Origin of the sequence: [Bacillus] enclensis (assembly GCF_001456935.1) — a bacterium.
GTDB classification, from domain to species: domain Bacteria; phylum Bacillota; class Bacilli; order Bacillales; family Bacillaceae_B; genus Rossellomorea; species Rossellomorea enclensis.
This window is the reverse complement of record NZ_KQ758487.1, coordinates 1-26,151: the sequence shown is the minus strand read 5'-3', so window position 1 is coordinate 26,151 and position 26,151 is coordinate 1. Positions and strand designations below refer to the sequence as shown.

Genomic DNA, 26,151 nt, shown 5'->3' with positions numbered 1-26,151 from the left:
CAAAAAAAGAAAGCTGGAGCAGCCGCTCTAGCTTTCTTCATATATGCCCGGACTGTATGCCTCGAGCATGTTTCCATCGGGATCAAAAAACTTAAAGTGGCTTTGGTGAGCCGGTGCCTCTTCTACTTTGACCTCTTTTTCACGAAGCTTTTCATAAAGAGTATCTTTGTATTTCCGAGAAATTTGCAATACAGGATAAGTTGAATGGTTTCTACCTGCTGCTTCTTTGTCTTGAATTAAACAAAGGGTCCCTAAGGGAGAACCCCCTCCAAATGAAAGTACGACCGTCGTACCGTAATCTTTTTCTATTTTACACTGCAGTATTTCACTGTACCAATTCTTCGCTGCCACGATATCTGTCACCATTACGTTGGTTTGCATGACACCCAGGAAAACACTCATATCCTCACCCTTTCTTATCATACTTTTCTAATTCACCACAACTCTTCCAATTCCTTCCTCAAAACAAAAAAAGCCGACCCAAAGGATCAGCTTCTGCATATTAAAACATCGGATTTTCTTCCAGGTGCTTATAGATATTTTCCACCAATTCTTCTGGTGTATCCCCCTCAACGGGCTCTCCATTCACTAATGCGTAAAAAGATGACGCACATTTCCCGCAGTAGCCCAGGCAGCCGTATTCAATGACGTCGAGGTTTGGATCTCTTTCTAATATTTCAAGCGCTTTTTGCGCTCCGCTCGCTAAATTACTGATACAAAATTCGATAATAGGCAGCAATTTCATCACCTCTCTACTCTCTGTAATGCTACCTTTTTTTAATTCGCCCGTCAATCATTGCGCATGGTATATCTGTATAACAGATTGTGAACTATTTCCCTTATTTCTGTTGTGAAAACGAGGTTATTTCGATATACTTTTAATGTTAATAGGTTTATTTATTGAAAAAACGATGCAATTATGAATCATATTGAAAATGCTTACTTTTCAGGACAGCCGTCCTTTCGCCTCTATCAAGGTGGAGCTTTTGCTTCTGTCCCGGTAGAGAATCTTACATAAAATTTTATTCCAACAAAATTGCTGAGTGCCAAAAAGGGGAAATGATCATGAAACAACTAGTGCTGCTTGGCGGAGGATATGGCAATATGCGAGTCCTTCTCCGCTTGTTACCGAACCAACTCCCGGAAGATGTATCCATTACGTTAATTGACCGCAATCCATACCACAGCTTGAAAACGGAGTACTATGCTCTGGCAGCAGGCACGATATCCGATCATCATGTACGCGTATCATTCCCGGAGCATGATCGTTTATCCTATGTGTACGGAGAAATTTCAAAGATTGATACGAAAAATAAGCTTGTTCATCTTCAGGATCAGGAGGCTGTCCCTTACGATGACCTTGTCGTCGGCCTTGGCTGTGAAGATAAATACCATAACGTTCCTGGTGCTGACGAATTCACATACAGCATCCAGACGATCGACAAGTCGCGAAGAACTTATCAAACACTCAATAATCTTCCGGCCGGCTCCATTGTCGGGATTGTCGGAGCTGGACTCAGCGGCATCGAGCTGGCCAGTGAACTGCGAGAAAGCCGTTCCGATCTTAAGATCAAGCTTTTTGACCGCGGAACCCGTATCCTGAATGCGTTCCCGGAACGCTTGAGCTCTTATGTACACGGCTGGTTCGAAGAAAACAATGTAGAAATCGTGAATAATTCAAATATCACAAAAGTGGAGCCCAACACGCTTCATAACCACGAAGAGCAGATTTACTGCGATGCCATCGTATGGACTGCCGGGATTCAACCGACACGTGTCGTCCGTGAAATGGAAGTTGAAAAAGACTCAAGCGGGCGCGTTGTGATTTCCAAATATCATAATCTCCCGGACGATGAACATGTCTATGTTGTCGGGGACTGCGCGAGTCTCCCGCAAGCTCCGAGTGCACAGCTGGCAGAAGGACAGGCAGAGCAGATCGTCCAGATCCTGCTGAAACGCTGGAAAGATGAACCCCTGCCGGATGAACTGCCTAAGATCAAATTAAAGGGGATCCTGGGCTCACTTGGTAAGAAGCACGGATTCGGACTGGTGAACGAGCGCTCCATCACAGGACGCGTCGCCCGCCTGTTGAAATCAGGTGTTTTATGGATGTACAAGTATCATAATGGATGAATGGACGAAGAAATCGCCTGTGACCGGCGGTTTCTTTTTTTAAAAAAAGACCTTCCTTAAAGGAAAGTCTTCCATACTCTTATTTAAACAGCCTTATACCCATACTTCTCAAGCTCCGTGTAAATTGTCTTTAAACGGGGATTCCCTTCCCCGACCACGTTGCCTTCCAGGAGGACAACCGGATAGAACATATCCTCTTCAATCACTCTTTCGGCGAAGCTTCTGGCGGCTTCATCCTCCGGCGGGTTGTAGATGTCTATATATTTTATGATGAATGGCTGATCAGGATACTTGCGGCCCACCGCAGCTTCAAGCCACTCATACGTTTCCTTCGATGACGGCATATTCACACAACTTGGACAAATAATCTCAGCCCCATACACATGAATCTCAACCGGTTTACGTTCCATACTCTCATCTCCCCTTCATTCCCCTCATACCATCATTCTACAAAAAAATCAGCAAAGTGGGAATACAAATGCTGTTTCACAGCAAATATTTGATAAGATGACGATAATGGACCGAACCTTTATACGGAAAGATAAAATGTTTGTTCCACCAAAGAAAGGGAGGATCAAGAACAATAAAAATTGGATAATCCATCTTTTCAGTATGAAATTGGCTGCACTTATCCATCTTCAAAACCGGTTCCAGCGATTGATTGGAGTGCAAGACGCAGACTCCTGCGGGAAAAGCGAGACAGATAAGACCCCGCAGGAGCGCATGCGACGAGGAGGCTTATGGTCCGCCCGCGGAAAGCGAAGTTTTGCACGGAAATCAATAGCGGTATTAATTGAATCAAATAAGTTGAGATTGTCCAAATGAGCCTCACTATACTTGGTTGCTTAAAAATACAACCAAATCAACAAGGGTTCCGTTAATATGAAGAAGATCACGGGCTAACCGCGGAAAGCGAAGTCTTCCACGGAATCGGGCAGCGGTGTTAAGAACTGTATCCCCAAAAAAGAAATTCCCAATTGTTTGCGGGTTGATAGATTTTTTACAGATATGTCATTATAATAGAGAGTAAGGAAAGGAGTAGATAAAGATGGCTGATCAAGCACAATTTGATTCCGTACAGGAAGTACTAGATAAATTACGTCCGTTCCTACTTCGCGATGGCGGGGACTGTGAACTGGTTGACGTGGAAGACGGCATTGTGAAGCTGCGTCTGTTAGGCGCATGCGGAAGCTGCCCAAGTTCAACAATTACACTTAAAGCTGGTATTGAACGTGCACTAGTCGAAGAAGTACCTGGAATTGTTGAAGTAGAACAAGTTTTCTAATTTTGAACTTACGGATGACTCAAGTAATGTTGAGTCATCTTTTTTATGCCCGCAAAGCTCTATCCCCCGGCGAATGCCCGGCCCTTAAACCAAGCTAAAAACCAATTAATTCCACTTATTCCAACATCTTTTTATAGCATGCCGTTTTCTTTTTTTCATATACATCTTATAATGATTCAGATTTGTTTTTTAAGGGGAGAAAGTGAGAAATTGACTAAAGAGAGATATCAACAGATTGTAGATGAGTTGTTAGCCCGTTTGGATTCTAGAATGAATGTGATATTGGAGTGTACCTTTCCCGGAAAGCGCCTTGTAGGCGGGAAGTACAGTATGAACACCCACTCGATTACGATGTACACTGATAATGTCACCGAGCAATGCCTCAGGATGTATGGGGAAGCTGAATGCCTGCCTGAATATTTTAAAGTAGTCCTTGCACATGAAATGGGGCATGCGCATGACAATGGACTTGAAGTACTTGCCGGCAGACTGGATGAAGCTGATAAAGAAGAAAGAAGCCGCCTGATGCTCCGGATTGAAGAAAATGCATGGAAGTTTGCCCGCACAATTCTATATGATGTGGCACCGGCTTTCCTCGAAGAGATTGAGCGGCAGTCGCTCGCTCCTTATTATAAGGCTGTTGAAGAAGAGGCAGTTCCTGTATAAGGAAGAAAAAACACGCATGGCGTCATGCGTGTTTTTTGTATGTCATTCCACCCGGGTACGGGGCTCGTCCCCTTTTAAAACAGCCATTACATTCTGTACGCACAGATTCATCATAGCAGTCCTGGTTTCAATCGACGAGCTGGCGATGTGCGGCAGTGCGACCACATTGTCAAGCTGCAGGAGCGGGTGATTGGAATCGATCGGCTCTTCAACGAACACATCGAGTCCCGCTCCTGCGATTTCACCTTTTTTAAGCGCTTCTGTCAATGCCTCTTCATTCACGATCGGCCCGCGTGCCGCATTGATGAAGAAGGCAGATTTTTTCATGGCCTGGAATTGTTCTTTTTGGAACAGGCCTTCCGTTTCCGGGGTCAGCGGTGCAAGGACGACGACAAAGTCAGATTGGGCCAGGAGTTCATCCATTGATACGTAAACAGCGCCCAGCCCTTCTTCAGCTTTCGGCTTTCTTGAACGGTTATGATACAGGATATTCATATCAAATCCTTTTGCCCTTTTTGCCACGGTTTCCCCTATGCTCCCCATACCGACGATCCCGATCGTTTTATGATGGATGTCCGCTCCGGCAAGAAGGAGCGGGGACCAGCTTTTCCACCTGCCCTCTTTTATGTAACGATCAGCCTCCACGATCCTCCGGGCGGCCGCCATTAATAATCCAAAGGTCAAATCAGCGGTTGTATCAGTCAATACATCGGGTGTGTTGCAGATGATGACGCCTTTTTCTTTTGCTGCTTGCAGATCGATATTATCGTACCCGACTGCCAGGTTCGCAACAACCTTCAATGAGGACGCATGTTCAAGCAGCTCCCCGTCCATTTGATCAGACAGCATGGTGATCAAAGCAGAGGCACTCCCTGCTTTCTTTAACAAGACGTCCCTGGGAACCGGCACGTCTTCTTTTTCCCACATTTCTACCTGGTATTCCGCATTCAAAGGCTCAATTACAGCCTGGGGCAGTTTCCTCGTGATAAAGATAGATGGCTTCATCCTGCTTCCCTTCTTTCACTCATGTTTCTTTTTAGTGTATCATAAAAGGGTTTTCATGAAGGGGATCATGACTTAAAGCCAGCCTACCAATGGGATCCCCCATTTTTTCACCGGAACCTCTGACAGGTGATAAAAGTCAGATAAAAAGGCTTCATAATGATTGGAGTTTTTTAAATAGCGATCAAGCTTATCCTCTGCGGCTTTCTTCTGCCCGTCGGACTGTGAAATATAGTACTCTTCTATGCATTCAAAATAATGGAGGGGGAAAAGGATCCTTGAATACAACAGACGCCATCCAAAAGGCGAGAGCGGTGCCACTGATCCATATTCCCTTAAGAATTCCTGCAGACCGGGATGGAATGTCTGATTCTTCAAGTGATATTGTTCCCTGACCCATTCAGCCAGATCGCGGCTGGCATGATCAAATACCCAGTGAAACGGGAAATGGATGCAGCTTTCGGTTCCCCAGGTCGAGTTCTGGAAACGTTCATGGCAGATTGTGCCGGCATCTTCAGGCTTTGGGTCTTCATCCAGCTCTGTGTCGACCAGATACTGAATGGCATTTTCCGATAACGAATTGTAATAGGGATAGCTTTCTACAAATCTCCTTTCAAACTCATCTGCCGGCTGATTCTCAATCACCGAATAGTAGGCTTTTTCCAGCTGTGAGAGCCTCCTTTCCCATAACGTCTTCCACTGTCCCATCCTGCTGATCTTCTCCACTTTTTCATCGAAAAGCCGGCCGCGAAAGTGGAATTTCCCCAGCTTCCTTCCCACTTTGCCGCCAGCAACAGGAGGCAGATTTTCATTACTGACCACCACATAATCCTGGTTTTTTTCCGTTACAAGAAAACGCCCTTCCTTACTCTGGACAAACGAAGAAACATAGCGGTCCCCCTGGGTCTTCATATGCTCCGTCAATTTATACATTTCGACCAGTGTTTCCTGTTCCACATCTGAAACACTGACAATACTATATAATAATCCGCCCGCCATGTAGCGGTCCATCACACCGTCAAAGAATGCGCGCTCGGGTGTCAAACCGAAATGTTTTGCTAAAAGGTCTTGTGACATAATACCCTCTCCTATCTTGATAAAAGCGGCCATCTCCATGGCACCTCTGCCTTCGTATCGATATTTTTATATGAAATCGAACCTTTCAAGGAATATCACCTTGTACTGATGGGCATGAATGGGGATAGAAGCTATTATTATGTCTATTTTCCAAAATGGAATCATATGAGTAAAAAACAAGGCTCTGATGCTTGAATACTATTTATAAACAGAAAAGGTGAATAGGATGAAGGACAAAAAATCAATGGACATATTAAAAGAGACCTCAAGGAGATGGCTCCATGAAAGAGGGGTCGAAATAGAAGACATCGCCAATTTAGTTATGTACCTTCAGCAGAAATACCATCCTGACCTGGAACTGGAAGAATGCATTTATAACGTGGAAAGGGTCCTGACCAAGCGGGAAGTCCAAAATGCCATTCTAACAGGTATACAATTGGACCGGCTGGCAGAAAAGAAAATGCTTGAAGAACCGCTGCAGGCGATTGTGGAAGTGGATGAAGGCTTATATGGAGTTGATGAAATCCTTGCCTTCTCGATCGTGAATGTCTATGGATCAATCGGCTTTACGAATTACGGTTTCATCGATAAACAAAAACCTGGTATTTTGAAAAAGCTGAATGATAAATCTTCCGGCATGTGCCATACTTTCCTGGATGATATCGTCGGTGCCATTGCTGCAGCAGCCTCAAGTCGTCTTGCCCATCGGAATGAAGGACAGCAATAGGCATACCAAAAAACAGACACTCATTTGAAGAGGTCTGTTTTTATTTGGTAAATTTTTCTTTTTTTAACACTTTAAAGTTGCACACGCAAAAATTATCCGATATAATTACAAATATAGTTGTAATTACTAAAAATATAATTGTAATATTATGACTTCTTTCCTCTTTATAAAGGCTATCACGAGTACGGCTAATTTCGCCTGTTCATTGGTCGCAACAATGAATGGGACTGAGGTGAATGTAAGATAAAACTACTCAGTGATCAAACCTTGGTAGAAGCGTTCAAAAAAGCAAATGCATTACAATTGGACAAAGAATTCATTCAAATGATCAAGCTGGAAATGTCTCATAGAAACCTCATTCTGTCAACTCGTCAGAAGAAGTAGCCCTAAGCGTCATCTCTTCTTCGCGAGTGGGAATGATATCCTCCCACTTCAGCTGCAATCCTTGTATCAGCGCATGAATTTTGTTTATGGATGCATTTGCATCTCCTTTTTCAATCAGGGAGATATAATTTACGGTCAACCCGCTTCTCTTGCTAAGCTCTTGAATCGTGATATCTTTTGCGCGCCTGTGCCTTCTGATGTTCTTTCCAATCAACTCAGTAATACTCATATTTCACACTACCTTTTTCAAATTCCCCAACTAACAGAGTCAATAGGATCGGATATGCATACATATCCTTCTTACCCTTCTACCCTGCATAGCATGATTAAAACATTCCCCGGCAATTTATTTTACGTTCCCCTCCTTTTGATCATATTTCAGGAAATAACTTTCATTTCCCTGTTCTATTTTACCTAGATAAAAAAGAGATGTCTAACCTGGAAATGCTGGAATCTCATTTTTAAAAATCAAAAAAGGGCGATAGACTAAGTGTCCATCTCCCTCCCCCTTTCTATACATCCCACTCCTCCAGCGTGTCGGCCACATAAGTAGGCTGGTCATCCTTCTTCTCCAAAATTTCTTTCGTTGTCACTCCTGTATGAACTAACAGAGTATCCATGCCTGCATTCATACCTGCTTTGATATCCGTATCGTAATTATCGCCGACCATTAATGTATCCTCTTTTGAAACCCCAAGCACCTCCAGTGCCTGCTCCATGATGATGGATTCGGGTTTTCCGATGAAAATCGGCTGAGTTTGAGTGGAAACCGTTACAACGGAAGTCAGCGACCCGTTTCCAGGCAGCAGACCTCTTTCTGTGGGGATGGCGATATCCCCATTTGTTGAAATGAATGTTGCTCCATTCCGTACTCCGAGACAGGCAAGGGAAAGTTTTTCATAATTGATATCGCGGTCAATTCCTACAACGACAAAGTCCGGATTCTTGTCCTGAAGCGTGATGCCTTTTTCCTGAAGAGCAGACCGGATCCCCTCCTCACCGATGACATAAGCTGTGCTGCCTGGCTTTCTGCCGGCAATGAACTGAGCAGTGGCCATCGAGGTGGTAAAAACCTGTTCTTTGGCTGCCTGGATCCCGAATGCCTGGAGCTTTTCAGCCACCTGTTCAGGGCGGCGCGAGGAATTATTGGTCACAAACAGATACGGCAGCCCCTTTTCCTGCAGGCGGCGCACAAAGTCCCCGGCTTCTTTTATGACTTCGGTTCCCCGGTACATAGTTCCGTCCAAATCGATTAAATACCCTTTATATTGTTTCATGATGTACCTCCATTTAATTATTATAGTATGTATTGTTTTCAGTAAAAAAATCTCATTATAAGCAGAAAGCGCTTTCCATATAGGAAGCGCTTTTGAATGTATTAATTTTTGAAAGCTGATACAGGTCCGAGTTCGTTTTCCAGGTAGCGGCGGATATGAACCGGAAACTGTTCAAGTGTAGGCTTTACTTCAGTCAGGATTTCATTGAGTTCATTTCGATCGACTTTTGTATACTCCTGTACAAGTATTTTTCGCTGATCGATCAGACGTTTCAGGTCCTTGCTCATACCCTCGTCGATCACCTTTTCATCCAGCAGGATATCGATAATATCCTCGTAACTGCCGGGATCCCTCATGATGAACCCGTCGATCATGCTGTTTCCAACATCCAGGACCGATTCAATCAAGGTATGCCCGATTCTTTCAAGGGCGAGCGTTTCAACGGTTGATTCCCATGTGGAGCCAGCGTTGAATACACTTAACTGATCATTCATATACACTAATCGTTCTTCAATTTTGTCTCTGTCCACGAAATACATTTTGTTCACCTCTTCTGAATAACATCCACATATAGTTTAACATAATTTGCGTGCGGTCTATATAGCGGCTTCTTCTCTGCAAACCCGGCCCTAAGTTTGTTATGATGATGAAAGGCAAAGAATTTAAGGAGGAAATCATGATGACAGAACGCTTTTATTTATATGATGATACAGAGCAGACCAAGACGAGGTTTGTGAGTTTCATGGGGGAGAATCAGCGCTATGATTTAGCCATCACCCAAACTGAAAGATATTATGGAAAGTCACTTGTACTCGACCTTCAGGGAAGCAGTTTCGCCATCATCGGTCGTGACGACCTTGATGAGCCGGGCTACCTGGAAAGCGTGTATAAGCTCACCGAAGAAGAAGCAGCCGAGCTGAGGGAATTCTTGAGCGAAACGATTCTTTAACATCCCGGGAATGAACATCTCCCTCCCCTCACATACTATTTCTAAGAAAGGTGGGAGATAAGATGAATGAAGAAGACCGCGACAAAGAAGAAGAAGTATACAGTGATTTCTCGAATGTAGAGACGCAGAGAAACTTCCTTGTACCGGAGACACTTCCTGAAGGACCTTACGGATCACCCCGGGGTAAATACACTCCTGTTGAGAACAAAAGCACGGAATGGGAAGAAGGACAGCGCTATTACAGTGCATTCAACTATGAAAATAAAACCCTGCACCAGGATATCCCCCGTCAGGAGCCTGGCGCACACCCCGTTCATGCCGACCCCGAACGTAATGAAGAACCGCCATACACGGAGAATGAAAATAAATAATAAAAGGGACATCTCTTCACGAGAGATGTCCCCTTCCCTTCTTACTTTTTTACTTTCTTCAAAAGAAAATAAGCGCAGCCAAAGTTACAGTACTCATAAAGATAATCCTTGTGGGTGCTTACTTTTGTGTCAAATGAAGATTTTTGATTTTGATCATCAAAAAAACCTTTCAGGCGCAATTGCCCGTATCCCCAGTCGCCGAGGATATAGTCATATTTATTTAAAATGTCACTGTACCGCTCCTTGAATGCCTCTTCATTGAATCCGTCCCTGAATTCCTCGACGATTTCATAGCATATGTTTTGTACACAGATCATTCCATCCACCTCTTTCATGCTTATCCTTACTTAAATTATAACGGATTGTCCATTAATTACTATGAAAAATTGTAATTTGAGTTGGCTACCCTAATAAATAGGGGGGTGCTTCAATTGAACAAATATATTCTGGGCACGACTGTATTAACCTTTTCATTGTTTGGTGCTGCCTGCAGCGGGATCGACACTGCGAACGAAGAAATGTTCCATGATAATGGCAATACCATCAATGTAAATGACCAGGAAGAGCTTTATAATGAGAATGTCAGCAACAATGCCAAGAAAAACGGCGAAGATTTCGGTTTTGTAAGACAGCAGAAAAGTCCTGTACAGGGACAGGCCATTTCAAATAAAAATATGTACCGCTTAGACAGGGAGAAGGTTGCCGACAGCATCAGCAGAATGAGCGTGGCTATACCGAATGTAGATGATTGTGCAACACTTGTTACGGATGAAGAAGTATTGATTTCCTATAAAACGGATAAAAAAGGCAAGGATGAACGTTTCAATATAGCCGATCAGGTAAAGAAAACCGCTTTATCAGTCGTACCGCGCTGGTACCATGTGTATGTAACGGATGACCCTAACTTGATGCAGAATGTCGAGAACCTGGCAAAAATGGACAGCGACAGCAAAAACGTCAATACATCCATTGATGATACAATCGATCAGATGCTTAAGGCTTCTCCACAGGGGAAAAACGTCAGTACCGGCGAAAATGCCAACGGCGAGATGATGGACGAACAATATATGGGTGAAGATGACGTCCATCAAATCAATAAAACCAATCAAAAACGCATCGATAAATCCGAGACAATGACGGACTAGATGCAATGAACAAGGTTTGAAAAAGGACTGACTAAAAAGTCAGTCCTTTCTTTTTATACCTCTTGTTTAAGCTCTTCTTCCCCTGCTGCCTGTTTCGCTTTTGCGGCTGCATTAACTTGCTCATCCGCGTGATAAGATGAACGCACAAGCGGCCCGGCTTCACAGTGGCTGAACCCTTTTTCCATCGCTGCATCACGAAGCTCTGCAAATTCATCAGGATGATAGTACTTCTGTACTTTCAAATGTTTCTTCGTCGGCTGCAGATATTGACCGAGTGTCACGATATCCACATTGTTGGCACGAAGATCATCGAATGTCTCAAGAATTTCTTCCTTCGTTTCCCCAAGACCCACCATGATGCTGGACTTCGTCGGGATGTCTGGATTCAATTCTTTAGCACGGCGAAGGAATTCGAGCGTACGGTCATATGTTGCACGGGCGCGGACTCTTGGAGTCAATCGGCGTACCGTTTCGATATTGTAGTTCATGATATCCGGCTTGGCATCCATCAATGTCTTGATGTTATCAAACACACCGCCCATGTCTGAAGGCAGTACTTCAATGGAAGTGAAAGGACTCTTACGGCGGATGGCACGCACCGTTTCGGCGAATACCTGAGACCCGCCGTCTTTCAGATCATCACGGGCAACGGCAGTGATGACCACGTGCTTCAGATTCATTAATTGGACTGAATCGGCTACGCGTTCAGGTTCTTTAAGATCCAGTTCATTCGGCAGCCCTGTTTTGACCGCACAGAAACGGCAGGCACGTGTACAAACGTCTCCCAGGATCATGAATGTGGCGGTTCTTCTGGTTCCCCAGCATTCGTGGATATTCGGGCATTTTGCCTCTTCACATACCGTGTGAAGATTTTTTTCACGCATCATTTTTTTCAAGCCCATATAGTTATCATTCGTATTCAGCTTGATTTTAAGCCAATCCGGTTTACGAATATATTCGTCTTTCTTCGTCATACCCCTCATCTCCAATCCTAACAATTTCTGATTTAGGCAAAGCCCTTTTCGCATTCACTGTTGCTTACAGACAGGAAAATACAGGCACATGGATATTTTCCAATGTACGTCCCTTTTTCTTTTTAGCTTAAGGTCGAAAAGAGCACGTAAACACGCACTATTCAGTCCCCGCAATCATGAACGAGATGCAACAGTAATTAGAAAACAGCCCTATGTAAGAGTGAAACGCTTACTGATCGTTCCTTCTATGTAAAAAAAGCCATCATCAATATACTCCTTTTGTCACTTTATCATACTAAAAATGTGAAAACAAGCATGTTACCCTTTTACCATTTATTGATGATTATGAATCCTAAATGCTCGTCGCAAACTAATGATAGAACTCTAAGTTGGGGTGATTGACCTTGTATATACGATTAGCCCTGGCACTGATCCTGCTCTTTTGTTTCACGAGTCCAGTAAAGACAAAGGCAGAAGAAAAGTTGTCAGAAGAACAAATCCACACAAAAAGAATGGAATTATTTCAAAAAAGTGAAGCACTCACTCATATACCCTGGTATTATCTTGCTGCAGTCGATCAGTATGAACGGAGCCTGCGCTTTGCGCGAAAAGATAGAGAAAAGCCCACTTCTTTCATTTCCATCTATATTGACCCTGAAAGATGGGCAGGTCCCTTGAATCCTAAGCCTGGAGATGACAATCCGAGGACGATCACGTTATTCAATGGCTTTGGCAGGGACGGGGATATGGACGGTAAGGCAAGTATCAAAAGCGATGAAGATATCCTTGCCGCCTTTACGGATTATGTATTGCAGTACGGAATTGACCGCGATAATTTCAAGTTGGCCTTATGGGATTATTACAAACGCGATAAGACAGTCAGCATCATTATGGGAAAAGCCAAAATCTATAAGCATTTCGGCACGATTCACCTCAATGATAAAGCATTTCCCCTGCCGCTCCGGTTCAACTACAGCTATAAGAATACATGGGGTGATGCACGCGGGTGGGGAGGACGCCGTATCCATGAAGGAACGGACCTTTTTGCAGACTATGGGGTACCGGTAAGAGCGACATCCTATGGGATTATCGAGATGAAAGGCTGGAACCGCTATGGCGGATGGAGAATAGGAATCAGGGATATCAACAATACCTATCATTACTTTGCCCATTTAAGCGGTTTTTCTGAAAATCTTAAAGTCGGCCAGGTCGTTGAACCGGGTATGATGATCGGCGGAGTGGGCAGCTCGGGATACGGACCGCCGGGAACATCCGGTAAATTCCCGCCTCACCTCCATTACGGTATGTATAAGGATAACGGATTGACAGAATGGTCGTTTGATCCTTATCCGCATCTGCGTCAATGGGAGAGACAGGACCGGATGAAAAGCAGGAAGAGGTAACATTCTTTTCTCAACAACGCTAATGATTTCCGTGCAAGACTTCGCTTTCTGATGGGTAGCCCGTGAGCCTCCTCGGCAAGCCTGCGGAAAAAAAAGCGGAGGGGCTTTGAAGAGAGGCGGTTTGCATAAGGCGAATCGACCACGAAGGCGCTCTTTGCCTTCGGACGATTTGACTTATGACCTCGAGCCTCTAGCCGCTGGAGCTGGACTAGTCTCACATTAGCTACACTTGGCAGGAGTCTTCGTCTTGCACTCCAATCAACCGCTGAAAAGGACTAAGATAAAATGTGCAATCAATACGCTCTGAACAAGAAAGTGAATTAGATCGTTGGATCAAGTATTCTTGTCACAAAATTTAATGTTACAAAAAAAGCAGCCGATTGACATTTCAACCGGCTGCTTTTTCTTAAAATCAGGATGCTTTTTTTGATTTGGACACCGCGTTCGCGATACTTGCCGCAAGGCCTCCCCATATGATGACGACACCGACAACCAACATTACAATTGCACTACCGCTCATGTCAGCTTACCTCCTTATAGCTTTCAGCTTCTGTCTTTGAATGCCAGCGCTTAAAGGTGAATGCCACACCGACGATCAATGCGAATGCTGCTACGAACCACCCGCTGTAGAGGATGAAAGCATTTGAGTAACCTTCATAGTTTCCGGTATCCGTATCGAATTCTTTAAGAAGATTCATCTTGAATAATCCGAACATCATCCAGCCGAGCACGATCGGAGTGATGACGCCGAGGCATACTTTCCACCATCCGCCAAGCTGGATATCGGAAATGCCGTTAGAATGATCTCTGAATGTATTGATCTTGCGCAGGAACCATGCCACGACAACCACTTCTACCAATCCGATGAACGCCACTCCGAATTGATTGATGAAGTAATCTGCAACGTCGAGGAAATACAATCCGCCCTGCGTTGCAAATAAGATCGAGATTACAGCTGAAAGTCCTCCGCCGAACGCTACGGCTTTTGTACGTGATAAGCCGAATTTTTCCTGTACTGCAGCCACATATGTTTCAGAAATCGAAATCAGTGACGACAGCCCTGCAAGAACGAGGGATGCAAAGAATAAAAATCCAAACAACCCATTCAATGCCGGGAATTCATTGATGATCTGAGGGAAGACAACGAATGCCAAGCCCACTCCGCCGCTCACGACATCTTCCACTGCGACTCCCTGGGACTGAGCCATGAATCCGAGTGCCGCGAATACACCGATTCCGGCAAGAAGCTCGAAACCTGAGTTACTGAACCCTGTGATAAAGGCGTTATTTGTGATATCCGATTTCTTTGGAAGATAACTTGAATACGTAATCATGATGGCAAATGCAATCGACAAGCTGAAGAAGATCTGGCCGTATGCCGCCACCCAAACACCAGGGTCTGCGATCTTACTGAAATCCGGTTTGAAGAATGCATCAAGTCCATCAAGTGCCCCAGGTAAAGTCAATGCGCGAACCACAATGATCAAGAATAAAATGACAAGTGCGGGAATAAAGATCTTGTTCGCCACTTCGATACCTTTCTTTACACCTTTGAACAGAATTCCGAGAGTGATGATCCATACAAGCACAAGCGGGATGAATACTCCGCCCACGATGCTGCCGGTTTGTCCAGGATCGACAGAAAGCTTAAGATACTCCCCGAACAGGAATCCTTCCGTGTCGTCCCCCCAGCCCTTGTTAAAGGCAAAGACACTGTAAGACATTGCCCAAGCGATGATGACGGCATAATAGGTCGAGATGACAAATGCCACGAGTACCTGCCACCATCCAAGCCATTCCGTCTTTTTGTTCATACGGAAATAAGATAATGGTGCTGATCCGCGGTACTTATGACCTATCGTGAACTCTAATACTAATAATGGAATACCGGCAGTCAAGAGAGCAAAAAGATAAGGAATGAAGAATGCTCCTCCGCCATTTTCATACGCTACGGCCGGAAAACGCCAAATATTCCCCAACCCGATTGCAGATCCTACTGCTGCCAGGATAAATCCTGCACGTGTTCCAAACTGGGCACGTTTTTCCATGTTGGTCCCCCCAAGCTTTTCAACTACCAATAATAAGGTAATTGAAATTTTTTTATTTTCAGATTATTTAATCTAAAGTCAGTATAGCTAGTTCTAGGACAATTGTCAAAGCAAAATTTTGCTGTTTTAACTGTAAAGTCCGCTTGGATGGTTCAAAACGACTATATACCGCGGTTTTTGTCGAATATTTTTTCAGCTTGCAATTTATACATCCTCCCTATGCTGGATTTCATAAGCAGTCCTTACCCCTGATTCAATCGCCCCCTCCATCCAGCCATGGAATGAAGAAGTATGTTCCCCTGCAAAATGAAGCCTTCCCTCCGGTTCCCGGGAGATTTTATCGAAGTTCTTCTGCTGCTGCGGTGTAAATAGTGTGAAGCACCCGGCTGAGTATGGATTTTGTCCCCAATTGAACCAGACAGCCTGAATAAATTCAGAATAGACGATGTTTCCATATATTTTGGCTAAATCTTTCAAGGTAACCCTCACCAGTTCTTCATCGGGCAGACTATTCCATAATACGGCATCATTACCCCAGCTGTAGCTTGCAAGCATCACCCCCGGGCCGCTTGAACCGATGCCATGGCTCGGAATATAACTGAACTTCAAAGGGCTGTCGGTGACTGCATTTCCAAACCCGGATTTCTCCCAGAACCTGGTCTTGAATTCGATGCCGATCTTTACTGCCTGGACATTATTCACTTCCCTTATCGCCTTCCATTTATTGAATGAAATCGATTCATGAGGGACTACGTCCACGAACTGAAAGACCGTAAAGGGCATCGTGACAATGGCATAGTCCGCCGTGTAACTCGACCTCTTGCCTGAATGGGGATTCAACGTCCGTACACAGACACCATCTTCTTTCTGAATGATCTTCACCACTTTCCGATTGAGCTTGATCTCATTTTGCAGCTCACTGATGAAAGAACGCGGCAGCTGATCATTGCCTCCCGTTATTTCATAAAAGGATATTTCCTCACTGAAAATCGGATAAATGATATCGGTCAAAATATCAATGAACGAAAAACCGGGGAATCCTTCGATGCCCAGCATGACACCGATCTTTCTTATGGCACTGTCTGAAAGGGGTTTTCCCAGCGGGTTGGAAGTCAGGTAGTCGCCCATCGAGTAGATTGAATACTCCTCTCTTAAACCCTTCTGTTCTTCAGGTGTACTGCTCATATACAGATCTAAGAATGGTCTCGTCGCCTCTAGGAAAAGCTCTGCGGCAGTTTTCCCTTTTTCATGTTCTTCAACCGGATAACCCAGGATATCAGGATTTCTTTTATATTCATCTTTAGTGGTAAGGACATTATTCGCAAAGATCAAATCCTGCGGAGATGAGTTGATGAAGCGGTTTACGGGCAGGTTAAAGCGTTTGATGTATTCAAAAACCAAAGCGTGGTTCTCAGGAATTCTCATCGCTCCAAAATCAATGTAATTACCTGAAGTAAAAGGTTTCCTTACTGTATAAACCCTACCTCCCACCCTGTTATTCCCCTCCAGGACAGTGACTTCATGCCCGGCCCTCTTAAGCAGGGATGCAGCCGTCAAACCAGCGAGTCCAGCTCCGAGTATCAGCACCTTCTTCGGCTTGGACGAATGTTTAAAACCATTTCGGATGATCGATAACAAATCATCGGGATAGATCAAATCGTTAAAGCCTTCCACCTCTGTCAGCATATCTCTGCCCCCTTTTCTCCTATTCTTATGAAAAAAGAATCTCTGGTAGAATATGGGCGAAAGGCTTATTTTCTTTAGGAGAGGACAAAAAAAACCAGAAGCATTCTGCCTCTGGTTTCTTTTTCTTACATTATGAAACGGCTGATTCCGTATTCTTTCCTTTCAGTAAACCAAGTCCCACGATGATCACAACCACTACGATCAGACCAAGCAGTGTGCTTCCCGTGAATCCTAATACCAGATATCCGATGGAAGCCGCCAGTGCTCCGATAAGAGCATATGGAAGCTGTGTCAATACGTGGTCTATGTGATTGCTTCCGGCTCCTGTCGAGGACAGGATCGTCGTATCGGAAATCGGTGAACAGTGATCTCCGAGTACAGCACCTGCCAATACGGCTGCCATCGCAGGAAGTAATACACTTACGTCTGTCGCCGCTGCAATTTCGCCAGCGATCGGAAGCAGGATCCCGAAGGAGCCCCAAGAAGTACCCGTAGAGAAGGCCATTATACCGGCGACCAAGAACAACAGTACTGGAAGCAGCTCGACTGGCATGTTTGATTTTTCAACCAGCCCTGCAAGGTACGTGCCTGTTTGAAGCTCATCGATCAGCGCAACGATGGCCCATGCAAAAATAAGGATATACACGGCAGGAAGCATCGATTTGATTCCTTCCACTACCGCTGTCCCGACTGCACTCCCTTCCACACCCTTCAAGCTTACTTGACGGAAGAAAAGAATAAGTGCAATCGCCAGTGCAAATAAACTGCCGTATAATAGTGACTTTGTTACATCCGTGTTTTCAAACACCGGGATGATGTCAAAGGCTCCGACTGCCTTATACCCTGTCCATAGCATCATGCCGACGGTTCCGGCGACAAGCGCAATGATCGGCCATGCCAGATCACCGACTGTCCCTTTGGAGCTGACTGGAAGATCATTTTTCAGTTCTCCCGGGATTTCCTTGTCTGGATCATACAGATTCCCTGTCGTGACTGCCCTGTCTTCATGCTCTTTCATTTTACCGAAATCAAAGCCTTTAAACGCTACTACCAATACGAGCAGAAGCGCTGCCCAAACATACAGATTCATTGGGATCATTTGAATAAATGCAGAGAATGCCGTGTACTCGGTGATGCTGTGAGTCGCAAGGATCGAACCGATGATTCCGATGATATATGCTCCCCAGCTTGATACCGGTGATACGACACAGACCGGAGCTGATGTCGAATCGATGATATAAGCAAGTTTCGCACGTGAAATTTTGTGACGGTCCGTGATGGGCCTTGCAACCTGTCCGACCGCAAGCGCATTGAAATAATCATCAATAAAAATAATGATACCTAAAACGGCTGCGAGCAGCTGCGCGCCTCTTCTGGTCTTCACGCGTTTCATCGCCCATTCACCGAATGCGCGGCTTCCGCCTGAGATGTTGACGAATGCAGTGATGATGCCAAGAATCAATAAGAAAAAGATGATGTACACATTCCATGTGTTCAATCCGCCGTCTGCGACGAAAATACCTTTGACGGCCTCCCATATCTTAGCGGCTGTACCTGTGATAGAGAAATTTGTAATAAGAAGTGCTGAAGCGATGATCCCTACACCCAGCGAGAGCAGTACGCGTCTCGTCAGAATAACCATCAGGATGGCTAAAAGGGGCGGGATGATTGAATAAATCGTGTTTTCCATAATGTCCTCCTCCTACTTGATAGGGGGGAACCATTAGCATGACAGAGGAATATAAAAAAGGTAATGATAGAGGATCCTATCATTACCTTTAATGAGTAATGTAAGTGCTCCATCACGATCTGTAGCTCCCCATTATAGAGTGTCCCCCATAATGACAGTGTTACCCTTCTTCAAGATAACCCCAGCATATATGCTTTTGACGAACATATCTGCTTCGGCAAAGGTTCCCTTTCATCTGTTGTCTCAGTTGTCATCCTCAAACAGCTTACTCTTGAACCCTGCACCTCTACCCCATCGGATTGATGATGTGGTTATAATATTAAAATTTCCTTTTTAAATATATCAAACTATCACTTTTTTGACAACTTTTAATTCGAGATGGGGTGAGGGCAGTTTTTTCCATTCTTGATTGTCGCAATTGATTTCCGTGCAAGATTTCGCTTTCCGCGGGCAGCATCAATTCGTCGCGTTCGCTCCTGCGGGTGGAAAAGCGGAGGGGCTTTGAAGAGAGCTGGATGGCATAAGGCGAGCATGCCGGAAAGGCGTTCTTTGCCTTTTTGGCTTGCTTGACTTATGATCTCGAGCCTCTAGCCGCCGTAGCTGGACACGTCTCACATTAGCCGCTCTACCCGCAGGAGTCTTCGTCTTGCACTCCAATCAATTACTGGATCCAGCTGAAGTTTTTTGTATAGTCCTTCAACAAGTTTTCTTAAGATAAATAATACTCCTTATGATAAAAGCAAATATTTATCCCAGAAGTACTTCCTGAATCAATTCGTCGGCATTTCGATTGATGGGGATGTGCCGTCGCCGCTGTTGTTGAAGAATTGCGGTACATCCAGGTGGACGGTATCCATGGCAATCAGTACATCCTGCTTGATGGTTTCGGTTTTAGTTGCAAACGGGATGATGATCTGGACGTTGACGGTAAGGGTAACATAGACTTTGACGAGGGCATTGTTGATGCCGAACTCTTCGACCGTGTGTTTGATATCCGATCGCACGTCCCCGATTGAATGGAACCTTATAGGAACTTTTGGTCCCAGGTTCCCTAGTAATGCATTGTTTGTAGCCTGACCCAGAGGGACAGAATAGACAATTCCTTCATCGGCTTTCGTCCCATCCTCGTCTATTTCAATATCCGTGATGTATTCGAGATTTTCGATATTCCCTTTTTCCGCATCTTTTAAATATAACTGCACCAAATTAGTGATTTCTCCCTGAACCCTGTTGATATTCTGTGTATTGAACCTGAGGGAGACCACCTCCCCTTCTGCATTTTTCACTTCTTCCGTTATTTCCTCCAGTTCAATTGATCCGGCCACCTTTTTGTTGATCGCTTTATTGATAACCATCGTCCCGATTCTGCTCGTCTGCGTTTCGGCATAGGCAAGCAGGGTCGGCTTCAAGCCCAGGTTTACGATCCAGAGACCAGCCCCTGTGGAAAACATGAAGAAAATGATGGTGATGATCATCACATGGCGAAAAGGCAAGGGCCCTCCTCTTCGGGGTTTGTGTGTTTTGAACTTAGACAAAAAAATCCCCCCTTACAAGCTATTCTTATGCTTCCTAAGGAGGGTTTAACGCAAAAAAATTATTTAATTTTACTAGGTGACGGCTCATAATCGACATCAAAACCTGTGATGACTTTATCAAGCTCCGTGCTTAAGTCCAATTCATAAGGAGCATACAATTCTTCCCCTTTTTCTTCGATCACGCGGATGACCGGCCTGTCTGTCACCCCTCTGTTTTGACTCGTTACAATCCCTTTTTTCCCATCATTCAATTCAACGATCATCCCGTTCGGATAAATCGCGACCGATCTCCTGAACGCTTCGATCACATTCGGATCGAATAATGAACCTGAACCTGCGTAAAGGATCTCGAGCGCTTCATGAGGGAGCATTGCTTCCCTATACACCCGGTTGGAGGTCATCGCATCAAAGACATCAGCGACTGCGATGATCTTGGCATAAGGATGGATGTCCTCACCCTTAAGCCCACGGGGATAACCCGATCCATCCAGCCTCTCATGATGCTGATATGCACAGTGGGCCACCAGCAGGGAGATCGTCTGCAGCTTTCTTAATATGTCAAAACCGTGCTCGGTATGTTTCTGGACTTCCACGAATTCTTCTTCTGTCAATCTGCCGGGCTTCATGAGAACCTCTTCCGATACAAGCATCTTTCCAACATCATGAAGAATCGCACCGATGCCGAGCTCTTCAAGCTGTTTTTGGGAAAGATTCAGTTCGATCCCGATTGATAAAGTATATAACGTTACATTGAATGAATGATGAAATACGTAGGAATCATAGGAAAAGACGTCTGTAAGGACAGTCAGCAGCTCATCATTTCCTTTAACTTCCTTCAACACAACATCGATTATACTCTTCAGCTGTCTTGCACTTTCCTCTATGACATTCAAACTCCTGGGCATCTTCGCCTCATTGATCCGGCTGAGTACACTTTCTATATTGGCGACCGCTTCCTGCCTTACTTTTCCAGGTACGGATTCAGTCACTTTAATCCCATTGGATAAAGCATCTTCAATATAGACATACCTGATGTTAAGCTCCTGCAGCCTGCGAATCATCCGCTCTGTGATTGCCACGTTCTGCTGGATCAGTGCATGACCCCTTACATTATATACAGTTGTCGCCATAACCATTCCAGGCCTCAAAGCCCTAGTTGATATCAGCCTCATAGAATTCTCCTATGTAATTCTTTCAATTTTCGACATTTTTTACTAGTACCTCCATTATAAAGGATAAAAAGGGCGTTGCAACCTGAATTTATGCAAAAAACAGGAAATATTCATGAAAGAATATTAAGGGAATTATTTTTGGGGTGGAGTTTATAGGGTGGAGATTGCAGCTATTTGGTTTTGGGGCTTACCGGGGGAGCGGGTAGGAAATGTGGATTATGGGTAGTGAATATGGATGGTGAGGAGTGTGGATTGGGGTGGATGGTAAGCAGAGAATGGTTGGTGGCGCGGGATGATACAGTGACGGGTATTAAACGCGGCAACATAATGGTTTTGATAATATATTTCTATTTTTGATAATATATCCTGATTATTGATAATTACCGGGCTGTTTTTGATAATATAATTTTCCAATGTCCGATAATACCCCTCCCCCGGCCGTAATTCCACCATGAAAAGTCTCCCGCCGGACCCTAAAACACAAAAAAGCCCCCATGCACCCGGCACAGAAGCTTTATCCAAACAAAATCATAACATTTTCAACAGCGCATCGCGGCCGACGGTACCTGGAATGATTCCTCGGTTTTCCGCTTCGATTGTGACTGATTCAAGCGGTGCATCGAGAAGCTGATCAATCGTTTTGACCCCTACCGCCCTGCCGGCAATGATTCCCCGGTCACTCAGTTTTTCATTGAGCAGTCCCACATCCAGCGCACCGCACATGATATATCCCTTATCGCTCGTGACTACGAGCAGGTTGGTTTTAGGCAGCTCCACTGATATGGCTAAAAAGGTATGTCCTTCTATCGTAACTGGAGAAAGATTCATCATTCTGCATCACTCCTCTCAACTCATATGTATGAGAGGAGCCGCAGAACGGTGAACCATTCACCCGCCTAATTTCCAGGCAAGGACATCCCTCAGGAACTCAGGCATGAAGTATTTCTTATCCAGCCTCGCAAGGTCTGGGAAAAAATGACCGAATGTAAACATGTCGGGGATGGCAAGTTTATATGTTTCCTTCGGTAGGATTTCACTCCCATTTATATAAATCTTTTGTTTCTCTTCTTCAAACGCAATCCCGCTGTATACGAACTCACCCATGATTTTCCCCCGGAAGCCGAGACCTTTCAGCTGAAGATGCGGCCATTCTTCATTAAAGGTCATTTTAATGAGCTCTTTCAATTCTGCTCCTGACAGTTCAATCAGGCAGGGGTTGATCGGGTGAGGGAGAATATGATGAAGATCCCTTTTCGTCACAGCCCCTTCATTCAACCCCTCGATGAGAAGTCCCGCGTTCAAGAAGGAACAATCCGCAGAGCACCATTCTTTCAGGGCATCGCACAAAAGTCCTGGAAGCGGTGATGGTTTAAACCATTCAGCTTGCAAAGGTTCCTGTAAATGGGCTACTTCTGTCTCTAGTAAATGTTCTCCCTCTCTGTACCATTGCTCCATTTCTTCCTCTTCATTAACTGACTTCGGCAGGTCTTCGTGTGCGTATAGACGCGCTTTCTTGGACAGCACTGTTTTTTTATCGGGATCCACTTCAATCATCATATGGCCGACATAATGACCGAACTTCCCTGCAGCCCCGAGCATCACCCCATTTATTTCTTTCCCTTCATGCAGGATATGATGGGTGTGGGCGCCTAAAACTACATCAATCTCAGGGAAGGATGAGGCGATGAGTTCATCGTCCCTGATTCCAAGGTGCGACAGGAGCACAAGCACATCAGCTTCATCTTGCACGAGCTCCACCTGCTTTTTGAGCTCCTCAAGCGGAGGGGTGATATTCCAGCCAAGTGCCTTGTAAAAAGGAAGGAAGTAAGCGGTCAGTCCGAGGACTGCAACCTTCAACCCCGAACTCGTTTCATAGATATGATGAGTTTTCACCCAGTGGGGAACCTTATTGTCCCTGCTTAACAGATTCCCGACAATCACATCAAATTCAGCGTTTTTATACAGGCTTTCCAAATCCTCGTAATCGAGGGTGATCCCTTCATTATTCCCAATCGTGACGGCATCGTACCCCGCTTCATTGAGAAGGCCGACATTTCCCTTTCCCAATGTAGCTTCCGAATAAGGATGCCAGCGGTCTGCATGATCTCCGATATCGAAGAGAAATACCTCTTCTCCTTCGGTGACATGCCATTCTTTTCTTTTTTTCAAAAAATCCCTTATCCTTGACCAATGTTCAAAATGACTGTGAAGGTCATTCGTATGGTAGATATGAATAGTTTCTTTCATGTTACTCTCACTCTCCCGATGGAGGTTATCCCGTTATGCTCTGATAAATCAAACGTAATCCTATAAGTATCAAAATGATCCGCAGCACTCTCACAAGGACCTTGGATTCCAGTTTGGTGTTCACAAATGAGCCGATTTTCGCCCCGAACCAAGCCCCCGGGATCAGCGCTAGTGCATACAGCCACTTAACATTCCCAAGGGCGACATGTGTGCCCGAACTGACGAGCGCTGATAGAAACACCATGAACATCGATGTCGCCACAGCTACATGAGGCGGGAACAGGAAGATCAAAATCATGGCAGGCACCATTAAAGATCCCCCGCCGATCCCGAATAATCCTGAAGTGAATCCCACCAGGAGTGCGATCAACGCGCCGATCACCGGCGGGTAACCGTAATGAAAGGTGTTACCTGACGGATCGGTGAACTCCCTTTGAAAAGAAGCATTCTTAAACGTTTCAATTGGCTTCAGTTTATCCCTGACCATCAAGATGACAGCCATCACGATCATGAATATCCCAAAATAAAGATTGAAGTCTTCCATTTTCAAATATTTGTTCACCCAAGCACCGATGATCGAACCCGGACCTGCTCCAGCAAAGAAAATCAATCCGCTTTTATAATCGACGGTCTTATGCTTGAGATAGGAAAGGGTTGAAGAAAGCCCGGTGAAGATCATGACCAGCAGCGAAGTGCCCACTGCAGTCTGCGGGGTGATATTATCAAGCAAGCCTGTATATGTACCAAAATAAATCAATGCAGGAACAACGATGACTCCTCCGCCAAGGCCGACAAGTGAGCCCAGTGTCCCCGCAAATAAACCGATGCCTATCAATACGATCCATTCCACTGTGTTTCATCTCCAATTCTCATTTTAATAACAATCCTCGGGTTCTTCTTACTCCTGGAATAAATCAAGCTGCTTCGGTGCAAGCCCTTCATATTCTATTCCGAGCATGTCGATCAGCTGCTTGGCATTGTCCGCCGCGTCCCCTCCGGAATTGTTATTAAAGAGGATATACACATCCTTCGACTCTTCATGAAGCTTATGGATATGGGGAATCCACTCTTTTAATTCTGATTCATTGTACCGATATAAATACCTGACTTCACGCCATTCATCACCGCTTCCGGTTTTATTCCATCCATGAACGTTGCGTCCGTGGAACCGGATAAGCGTGGCATCTTCCTGGGTCGCCTCCGTCACTCTCGGAATTGACCCTTCCCCTGCCTGCGGTTCATCACAGACGCTGTGAATCCAGCCTTGGTCCTTCATGAAGTCAAGTGTCTTTTCCTTGAACTGAGGGTAGTACCAGCTTTGATGGCGGAATTCTAGTGCCAGCGGCAGATCGTCGAGTTGTTCTTTACAGTATCTGATGTAGGCGACATTGTCCCGGTTGCAGTCAAACCAAGGAGGAAACTGCAGAAGAACCATCGCCAGTTTTTCAGCTTCAAGATATGGAGTAAGGGAATCCCTGAATGCACGGAACATCTCCTCTTTCGTTTCAAAAGGGATATCACCGCGCTGATGCCCGGTCATGCCCTGATATGCCTTTACTATAAATTTAAAATCTTCAGGCGTCTCCCTCACCCACTTCTCGGCATTGCGTATCGGCTGGACGGCATAGAAACTCGCATCCACTTCCACAACCGGAAAGTGTGCACCATATTCTTTCAACTTATCCCGCGGGGAAACGTGATCATACAACGTATCATGATCTCCCCAGCCGGTCACTCCAATATAAATCATCCGTATTCACCTTCTTTTACAGTGATGAACTTCTTTCAGTTTGTTTTTCATTTTATCATAAGAAATATGTGGATTCGTAGTGATTGGAACTATTTTCGAAAACAATCTTTCAATATACAATCACTTCCCCTTAACAGTCTGAAATAAACAGATGCAGCGTCTTCCGGCTTTTGTGAAAGGCTTATGAAAAGAAGGGGACCTGTCCCTGTAGTAACACCAGTCTTCCACAGACACGCTACTATTTTGGATATATTTAACAATTGACGGAATTATTCACAAAATCGAAAGAATAATCAGCTAAATTCGAAGAATATAGGGGGAATTGGACTTCTGTCAAGAAAATGGACACCTAAAAATGAGAATGTTTTAGCTGAAATCCCTACCGCACTTTCGTTTGGTGGGGCATTAGAAACAATCAATCTAAAACCAAGATTGATTGCCTCTAACGCCTAAGATGAATTTATGAGATTGAGTCCAGGTTTGAACGCTGATAATTTCTCTCAAAATTGTTTGGGGAAAGATACCCCAGCTTTGAATGTTTTCTTCTCTCGTTGTACCGGTTTGAAATATAGTGGTTAATGACTTTTGTCGCTTCATCCCTTGTTTTAAATCTAGAACGATAGATAAGTT

General features: G+C 44.7%; 30 protein-coding genes and 1 riboswitch. Of the genes, 9 read left to right on the top strand and 21 right to left on the bottom strand.

The window, feature by feature from the left end:
- Positions 1-27: 27 nt before the first annotated feature.
- Both AS034_RS18410 and AS034_RS18405 read right to left on the bottom strand, forming a co-directional pair.
- A complete protein-coding gene (locus AS034_RS18410; protein ID WP_162266042.1) occupies positions 28-402 on the bottom strand; it encodes a VOC family protein in 375 nt (124 codons plus the stop codon).
- Positions 403-502: 100 nt separating this feature from the next.
- Entirely contained in the window at positions 503-745 is a 243-nt protein-coding gene (locus tag AS034_RS18405; protein ID WP_032086469.1) for a YuzB family protein, read from the bottom strand.
- A gap of 320 nt (positions 746-1,065) precedes the next feature.
- Here AS034_RS18405 and AS034_RS18400 point away from each other — a divergent pair, with 320 nt between their 5' ends.
- A complete protein-coding gene (locus tag AS034_RS18400; RefSeq protein WP_032086470.1) occupies positions 1,066-2,133 on the top strand; it encodes an NAD(P)/FAD-dependent oxidoreductase in 1,068 nt (355 codons plus the stop codon).
- Between the two features lie 83 nt (positions 2,134-2,216).
- Here AS034_RS18400 and AS034_RS18395 read toward each other — a convergent pair whose 3' ends face one another.
- Positions 2,217-2,543, bottom strand: coding sequence for a YuzD family protein (locus AS034_RS18395; RefSeq protein WP_032086471.1), 327 nt, complete (start codon positions 2,541-2,543; stop codon positions 2,217-2,219).
- Between the two features lie 638 nt (positions 2,544-3,181).
- On the opposite strand from AS034_RS18395, the gene AS034_RS18385 reads away from it, so the two are divergent.
- Positions 3,182-3,418, top strand: coding sequence for a NifU family protein (locus AS034_RS18385; protein WP_032086472.1), 237 nt, complete (start codon positions 3,182-3,184; stop codon positions 3,416-3,418).
- Between the two features lie 210 nt (positions 3,419-3,628).
- Positions 3,629-4,084 (top strand): hypothetical protein, encoded by a 456-nt coding sequence (locus AS034_RS18380; protein WP_141687767.1) that lies wholly within the window; start codon positions 3,629-3,631, stop codon positions 4,082-4,084.
- A 42-nt stretch (positions 4,085-4,126) separates the two neighbouring features.
- Here AS034_RS18380 and AS034_RS18375 read toward each other — a convergent pair whose 3' ends face one another.
- Positions 4,127-5,089, bottom strand: a complete 963-nt coding sequence (locus AS034_RS18375) for a 2-hydroxyacid dehydrogenase (protein WP_058299689.1) — start codon at positions 5,087-5,089, stop codon at positions 4,127-4,129.
- 72 nt (positions 5,090-5,161) lie between these two features.
- A complete protein-coding gene (gene yutH, locus AS034_RS18370) occupies positions 5,162-6,163 on the bottom strand; it encodes a spore coat putative kinase YutH (RefSeq protein WP_058299688.1) in 1,002 nt (333 codons plus the stop codon).
- 226 nt (positions 6,164-6,389) lie between these two features.
- Here yutH and AS034_RS18365 point away from each other — a divergent pair, with 226 nt between their 5' ends.
- Together AS034_RS18365 and sda are read left to right on the top strand one after the other, a co-directional pair.
- Positions 6,390-6,890, top strand: a complete 501-nt coding sequence (locus AS034_RS18365) for a phosphatidylglycerophosphatase A family protein (protein WP_032086476.1) — start codon at positions 6,390-6,392, stop codon at positions 6,888-6,890.
- A 267-nt stretch (positions 6,891-7,157) separates the two neighbouring features.
- Positions 7,158-7,274 carry a sporulation histidine kinase inhibitor Sda gene (gene sda / locus AS034_RS23500; RefSeq protein ID WP_419184994.1) on the top strand — a complete coding sequence of 39 codons (117 nt, stop codon included), beginning with the start codon at positions 7,158-7,160 and terminating at the stop codon, positions 7,272-7,274.
- On the opposite strand, the gene AS034_RS18360 is transcribed toward sda, so the two are convergent.
- The 3 genes from AS034_RS18360 to AS034_RS18350 all read right to left on the bottom strand — a co-directional run bounded on the left by AS034_RS18360 (position 7,246) and on the right by AS034_RS18350 (position 9,090).
- Positions 7,246-7,503, bottom strand: a complete 258-nt coding sequence (locus AS034_RS18360) for a helix-turn-helix domain-containing protein (protein ID WP_058299687.1) — start codon at positions 7,501-7,503, stop codon at positions 7,246-7,248. The two genes, sda and AS034_RS18360, sit on opposite strands and share 29 nt — an antisense overlap.
- A gap of 283 nt (positions 7,504-7,786) precedes the next feature.
- Positions 7,787-8,551: a TIGR01457 family HAD-type hydrolase gene (locus AS034_RS18355; protein ID WP_058299686.1), complete on the bottom strand. Its 765-nt coding sequence runs from the start codon at positions 8,549-8,551 to the stop codon at positions 7,787-7,789.
- Positions 8,552-8,652: 101 nt separating this feature from the next.
- Positions 8,653-9,090 (bottom strand): DUF86 domain-containing protein, encoded by a 438-nt coding sequence (locus AS034_RS18350; protein ID WP_058299685.1) that lies wholly within the window; start codon positions 9,088-9,090, stop codon positions 8,653-8,655.
- 140 nt (positions 9,091-9,230) lie between these two features.
- On the opposite strand from AS034_RS18350, the gene AS034_RS18345 reads away from it, so the two are divergent.
- Both AS034_RS18345 and AS034_RS18340 read left to right on the top strand, forming a co-directional pair.
- The gene (locus AS034_RS18345) at positions 9,231-9,500 is read left to right on the top strand and encodes a DUF3055 domain-containing protein (protein WP_032086479.1); all 270 of its coding nucleotides are present in this window, start codon (positions 9,231-9,233) and stop codon (positions 9,498-9,500) included.
- Positions 9,501-9,562: 62 nt separating this feature from the next.
- The gene (locus AS034_RS18340) at positions 9,563-9,871 is read left to right on the top strand and encodes a hypothetical protein (RefSeq protein WP_058299684.1); all 309 of its coding nucleotides are present in this window, start codon (positions 9,563-9,565) and stop codon (positions 9,869-9,871) included.
- 41 nt (positions 9,872-9,912) lie between these two features.
- Here AS034_RS18340 and AS034_RS18335 read toward each other — a convergent pair whose 3' ends face one another.
- Complete coding sequence (locus AS034_RS18335; RefSeq protein WP_032086481.1) at positions 9,913-10,188, bottom strand: YutD family protein; 276 nt, start codon at positions 10,186-10,188, stop codon at positions 9,913-9,915.
- Positions 10,189-10,293: 105 nt separating this feature from the next.
- Between AS034_RS18335 and AS034_RS18330 the strand changes: the two genes are divergently transcribed.
- Positions 10,294-11,016, top strand: a complete 723-nt coding sequence (locus AS034_RS18330) for a YhcN/YlaJ family sporulation lipoprotein (RefSeq protein WP_052011404.1) — start codon at positions 10,294-10,296, stop codon at positions 11,014-11,016.
- A 53-nt stretch (positions 11,017-11,069) separates the two neighbouring features.
- Here the strand turns inward: AS034_RS18330 and lipA are convergent, their stop codons facing one another.
- The gene (lipA, locus tag AS034_RS18325; protein ID WP_058299683.1) at positions 11,070-11,990 is read right to left on the bottom strand and encodes a lipoyl synthase; all 921 of its coding nucleotides are present in this window, start codon (positions 11,988-11,990) and stop codon (positions 11,070-11,072) included.
- A 410-nt stretch (positions 11,991-12,400) separates the two neighbouring features.
- On the opposite strand from lipA, the gene AS034_RS18320 reads away from it, so the two are divergent.
- Positions 12,401-13,393, top strand: a complete 993-nt coding sequence (locus AS034_RS18320; protein WP_058299743.1) for a M23 family metallopeptidase — start codon at positions 12,401-12,403, stop codon at positions 13,391-13,393.
- 412 nt (positions 13,394-13,805) lie between these two features.
- Here the strand turns inward: AS034_RS18320 and AS034_RS22490 are convergent, their stop codons facing one another.
- The 11 genes from AS034_RS22490 to AS034_RS23495 all read right to left on the bottom strand — a co-directional run bounded on the left by AS034_RS22490 (position 13,806) and on the right by AS034_RS23495 (position 26,101).
- Entirely contained in the window at positions 13,806-13,913 is a 108-nt protein-coding gene (locus AS034_RS22490) for a methionine/alanine import family NSS transporter small subunit (protein ID WP_071620474.1), read from the bottom strand.
- Position 13,914: 1 nt separating this feature from the next.
- Positions 13,915-15,441, bottom strand: a complete 1,527-nt coding sequence (locus tag AS034_RS18315; RefSeq protein WP_058299682.1) for a sodium-dependent transporter — start codon at positions 15,439-15,441, stop codon at positions 13,915-13,917.
- A 204-nt stretch (positions 15,442-15,645) separates the two neighbouring features.
- Positions 15,646-17,127, bottom strand: a complete 1,482-nt coding sequence (locus AS034_RS18310; RefSeq protein ID WP_058299681.1) for a flavin monoamine oxidase family protein — start codon at positions 17,125-17,127, stop codon at positions 15,646-15,648.
- Positions 17,128-17,257: 130 nt separating this feature from the next.
- Entirely contained in the window at positions 17,258-18,817 is a 1,560-nt protein-coding gene (locus AS034_RS18305) for a Na+/H+ antiporter NhaC family protein (RefSeq protein ID WP_058299680.1), read from the bottom strand.
- A 114-nt stretch (positions 18,818-18,931) separates the two neighbouring features.
- A riboswitch (Lysine riboswitch) is annotated at positions 18,932-19,114 on the bottom strand.
- Positions 19,115-19,587: 473 nt separating this feature from the next.
- Positions 19,588-20,310 (bottom strand): sporulation protein YunB, encoded by a 723-nt coding sequence (gene yunB, locus AS034_RS18300; protein ID WP_232353721.1) that lies wholly within the window; start codon positions 20,308-20,310, stop codon positions 19,588-19,590.
- A 101-nt stretch (positions 20,311-20,411) separates the two neighbouring features.
- Positions 20,412-21,524: an HD-GYP domain-containing protein gene (locus AS034_RS18295; RefSeq protein ID WP_058299678.1), complete on the bottom strand. Its 1,113-nt coding sequence runs from the start codon at positions 21,522-21,524 to the stop codon at positions 20,412-20,414.
- Positions 21,525-22,052: 528 nt separating this feature from the next.
- Positions 22,053-22,355, bottom strand: coding sequence for a YunC family protein (locus AS034_RS18285; protein WP_032086489.1), 303 nt, complete (start codon positions 22,353-22,355; stop codon positions 22,053-22,055).
- A gap of 57 nt (positions 22,356-22,412) precedes the next feature.
- Complete coding sequence (locus AS034_RS18280) at positions 22,413-23,771, bottom strand: bifunctional metallophosphatase/5'-nucleotidase (protein ID WP_058299676.1); 1,359 nt, start codon at positions 23,769-23,771, stop codon at positions 22,413-22,415.
- 25 nt (positions 23,772-23,796) lie between these two features.
- Entirely contained in the window at positions 23,797-24,621 is an 825-nt protein-coding gene (locus tag AS034_RS18275; protein WP_058299675.1) for a sulfite exporter TauE/SafE family protein, read from the bottom strand.
- Positions 24,622-24,669: 48 nt separating this feature from the next.
- A complete protein-coding gene (locus AS034_RS18270; protein ID WP_032086497.1) occupies positions 24,670-25,521 on the bottom strand; it encodes a DUF72 domain-containing protein in 852 nt (283 codons plus the stop codon).
- A 460-nt stretch (positions 25,522-25,981) separates the two neighbouring features.
- The gene (locus AS034_RS23495; RefSeq protein ID WP_473243015.1) at positions 25,982-26,101 is read right to left on the bottom strand and encodes a hypothetical protein; all 120 of its coding nucleotides are present in this window, start codon (positions 26,099-26,101) and stop codon (positions 25,982-25,984) included.
- Positions 26,102-26,151: the final 50 nt, after the last annotated feature.

What these genes read in the sequence shown, in the direction of transcription:
- AS034_RS18410 (WP_162266042.1), bottom strand. Translation starts at nt 402, where the DNA reads ATGAGTGTTTTCCTGGGTGTCATGCAAACCAACGTAATGGTGACAGAT.
- AS034_RS18405 (WP_032086469.1), bottom strand. Translation starts at nt 745, where the DNA reads ATGAAATTGCTGCCTATTATCGAATTTTGTATCAGTAATTTAGCGAGC.
- AS034_RS18400 (WP_032086470.1), top strand. Translation starts at nt 1,066, where the DNA reads ATGAAACAACTAGTGCTGCTTGGCGGAGGATATGGCAATATGCGAGTC.
- AS034_RS18395 (WP_032086471.1), bottom strand. Translation starts at nt 2,543, where the DNA reads ATGGAACGTAAACCGGTTGAGATTCATGTGTATGGGGCTGAGATTATT.
- AS034_RS18385 (WP_032086472.1), top strand. Translation starts at nt 3,182, where the DNA reads ATGGCTGATCAAGCACAATTTGATTCCGTACAGGAAGTACTAGATAAA.
- AS034_RS18375 (WP_058299689.1), bottom strand. Translation starts at nt 5,089, where the DNA reads ATGAAGCCATCTATCTTTATCACGAGGAAACTGCCCCAGGCTGTAATT.
- yutH (WP_058299688.1), bottom strand. Translation starts at nt 6,163, where the DNA reads ATGTCACAAGACCTTTTAGCAAAACATTTCGGTTTGACACCCGAGCGC.
- AS034_RS18365 (WP_032086476.1), top strand. Translation starts at nt 6,390, where the DNA reads ATGAAGGACAAAAAATCAATGGACATATTAAAAGAGACCTCAAGGAGA.
- AS034_RS18360 (WP_058299687.1), bottom strand. Translation starts at nt 7,503, where the DNA reads ATGAGTATTACTGAGTTGATTGGAAAGAACATCAGAAGGCACAGGCGC.
- AS034_RS18355 (WP_058299686.1), bottom strand. Translation starts at nt 8,551, where the DNA reads ATGAAACAATATAAAGGGTATTTAATCGATTTGGACGGAACTATGTAC.
- AS034_RS18350 (WP_058299685.1), bottom strand. Translation starts at nt 9,090, where the DNA reads ATGTATTTCGTGGACAGAGACAAAATTGAAGAACGATTAGTGTATATG.
- AS034_RS18345 (WP_032086479.1), top strand. Translation starts at nt 9,231, where the DNA reads ATGACAGAACGCTTTTATTTATATGATGATACAGAGCAGACCAAGACG.
- AS034_RS18340 (WP_058299684.1), top strand. Translation starts at nt 9,563, where the DNA reads ATGAATGAAGAAGACCGCGACAAAGAAGAAGAAGTATACAGTGATTTC.
- AS034_RS18335 (WP_032086481.1), bottom strand. Translation starts at nt 10,188, where the DNA reads ATGATCTGTGTACAAAACATATGCTATGAAATCGTCGAGGAATTCAGG.
- lipA (WP_058299683.1), bottom strand. Translation starts at nt 11,990, where the DNA reads ATGACGAAGAAAGACGAATATATTCGTAAACCGGATTGGCTTAAAATC.
- AS034_RS22490 (WP_071620474.1), bottom strand. Translation starts at nt 13,913, where the DNA reads ATGAGCGGTAGTGCAATTGTAATGTTGGTTGTCGGTGTCGTCATCATA.
- AS034_RS18315 (WP_058299682.1), bottom strand. Translation starts at nt 15,441, where the DNA reads ATGGAAAAACGTGCCCAGTTTGGAACACGTGCAGGATTTATCCTGGCA.
- AS034_RS18310 (WP_058299681.1), bottom strand. Translation starts at nt 17,127, where the DNA reads ATGCTGACAGAGGTGGAAGGCTTTAACGATTTGATCTATCCCGATGAT.
- AS034_RS18305 (WP_058299680.1), bottom strand. Translation starts at nt 18,817, where the DNA reads ATGGAAAACACGATTTATTCAATCATCCCGCCCCTTTTAGCCATCCTG.
- AS034_RS18295 (WP_058299678.1), bottom strand. Translation starts at nt 21,524, where the DNA reads ATGAGGCTGATATCAACTAGGGCTTTGAGGCCTGGAATGGTTATGGCG.
- AS034_RS18285 (WP_032086489.1), bottom strand. Translation starts at nt 22,355, where the DNA reads ATGATGAATCTTTCTCCAGTTACGATAGAAGGACATACCTTTTTAGCC.
- AS034_RS18280 (WP_058299676.1), bottom strand. Translation starts at nt 23,771, where the DNA reads ATGAAAGAAACTATTCATATCTACCATACGAATGACCTTCACAGTCAT.
- AS034_RS18270 (WP_032086497.1), bottom strand. Translation starts at nt 25,521, where the DNA reads ATGATTTATATTGGAGTGACCGGCTGGGGAGATCATGATACGTTGTAT.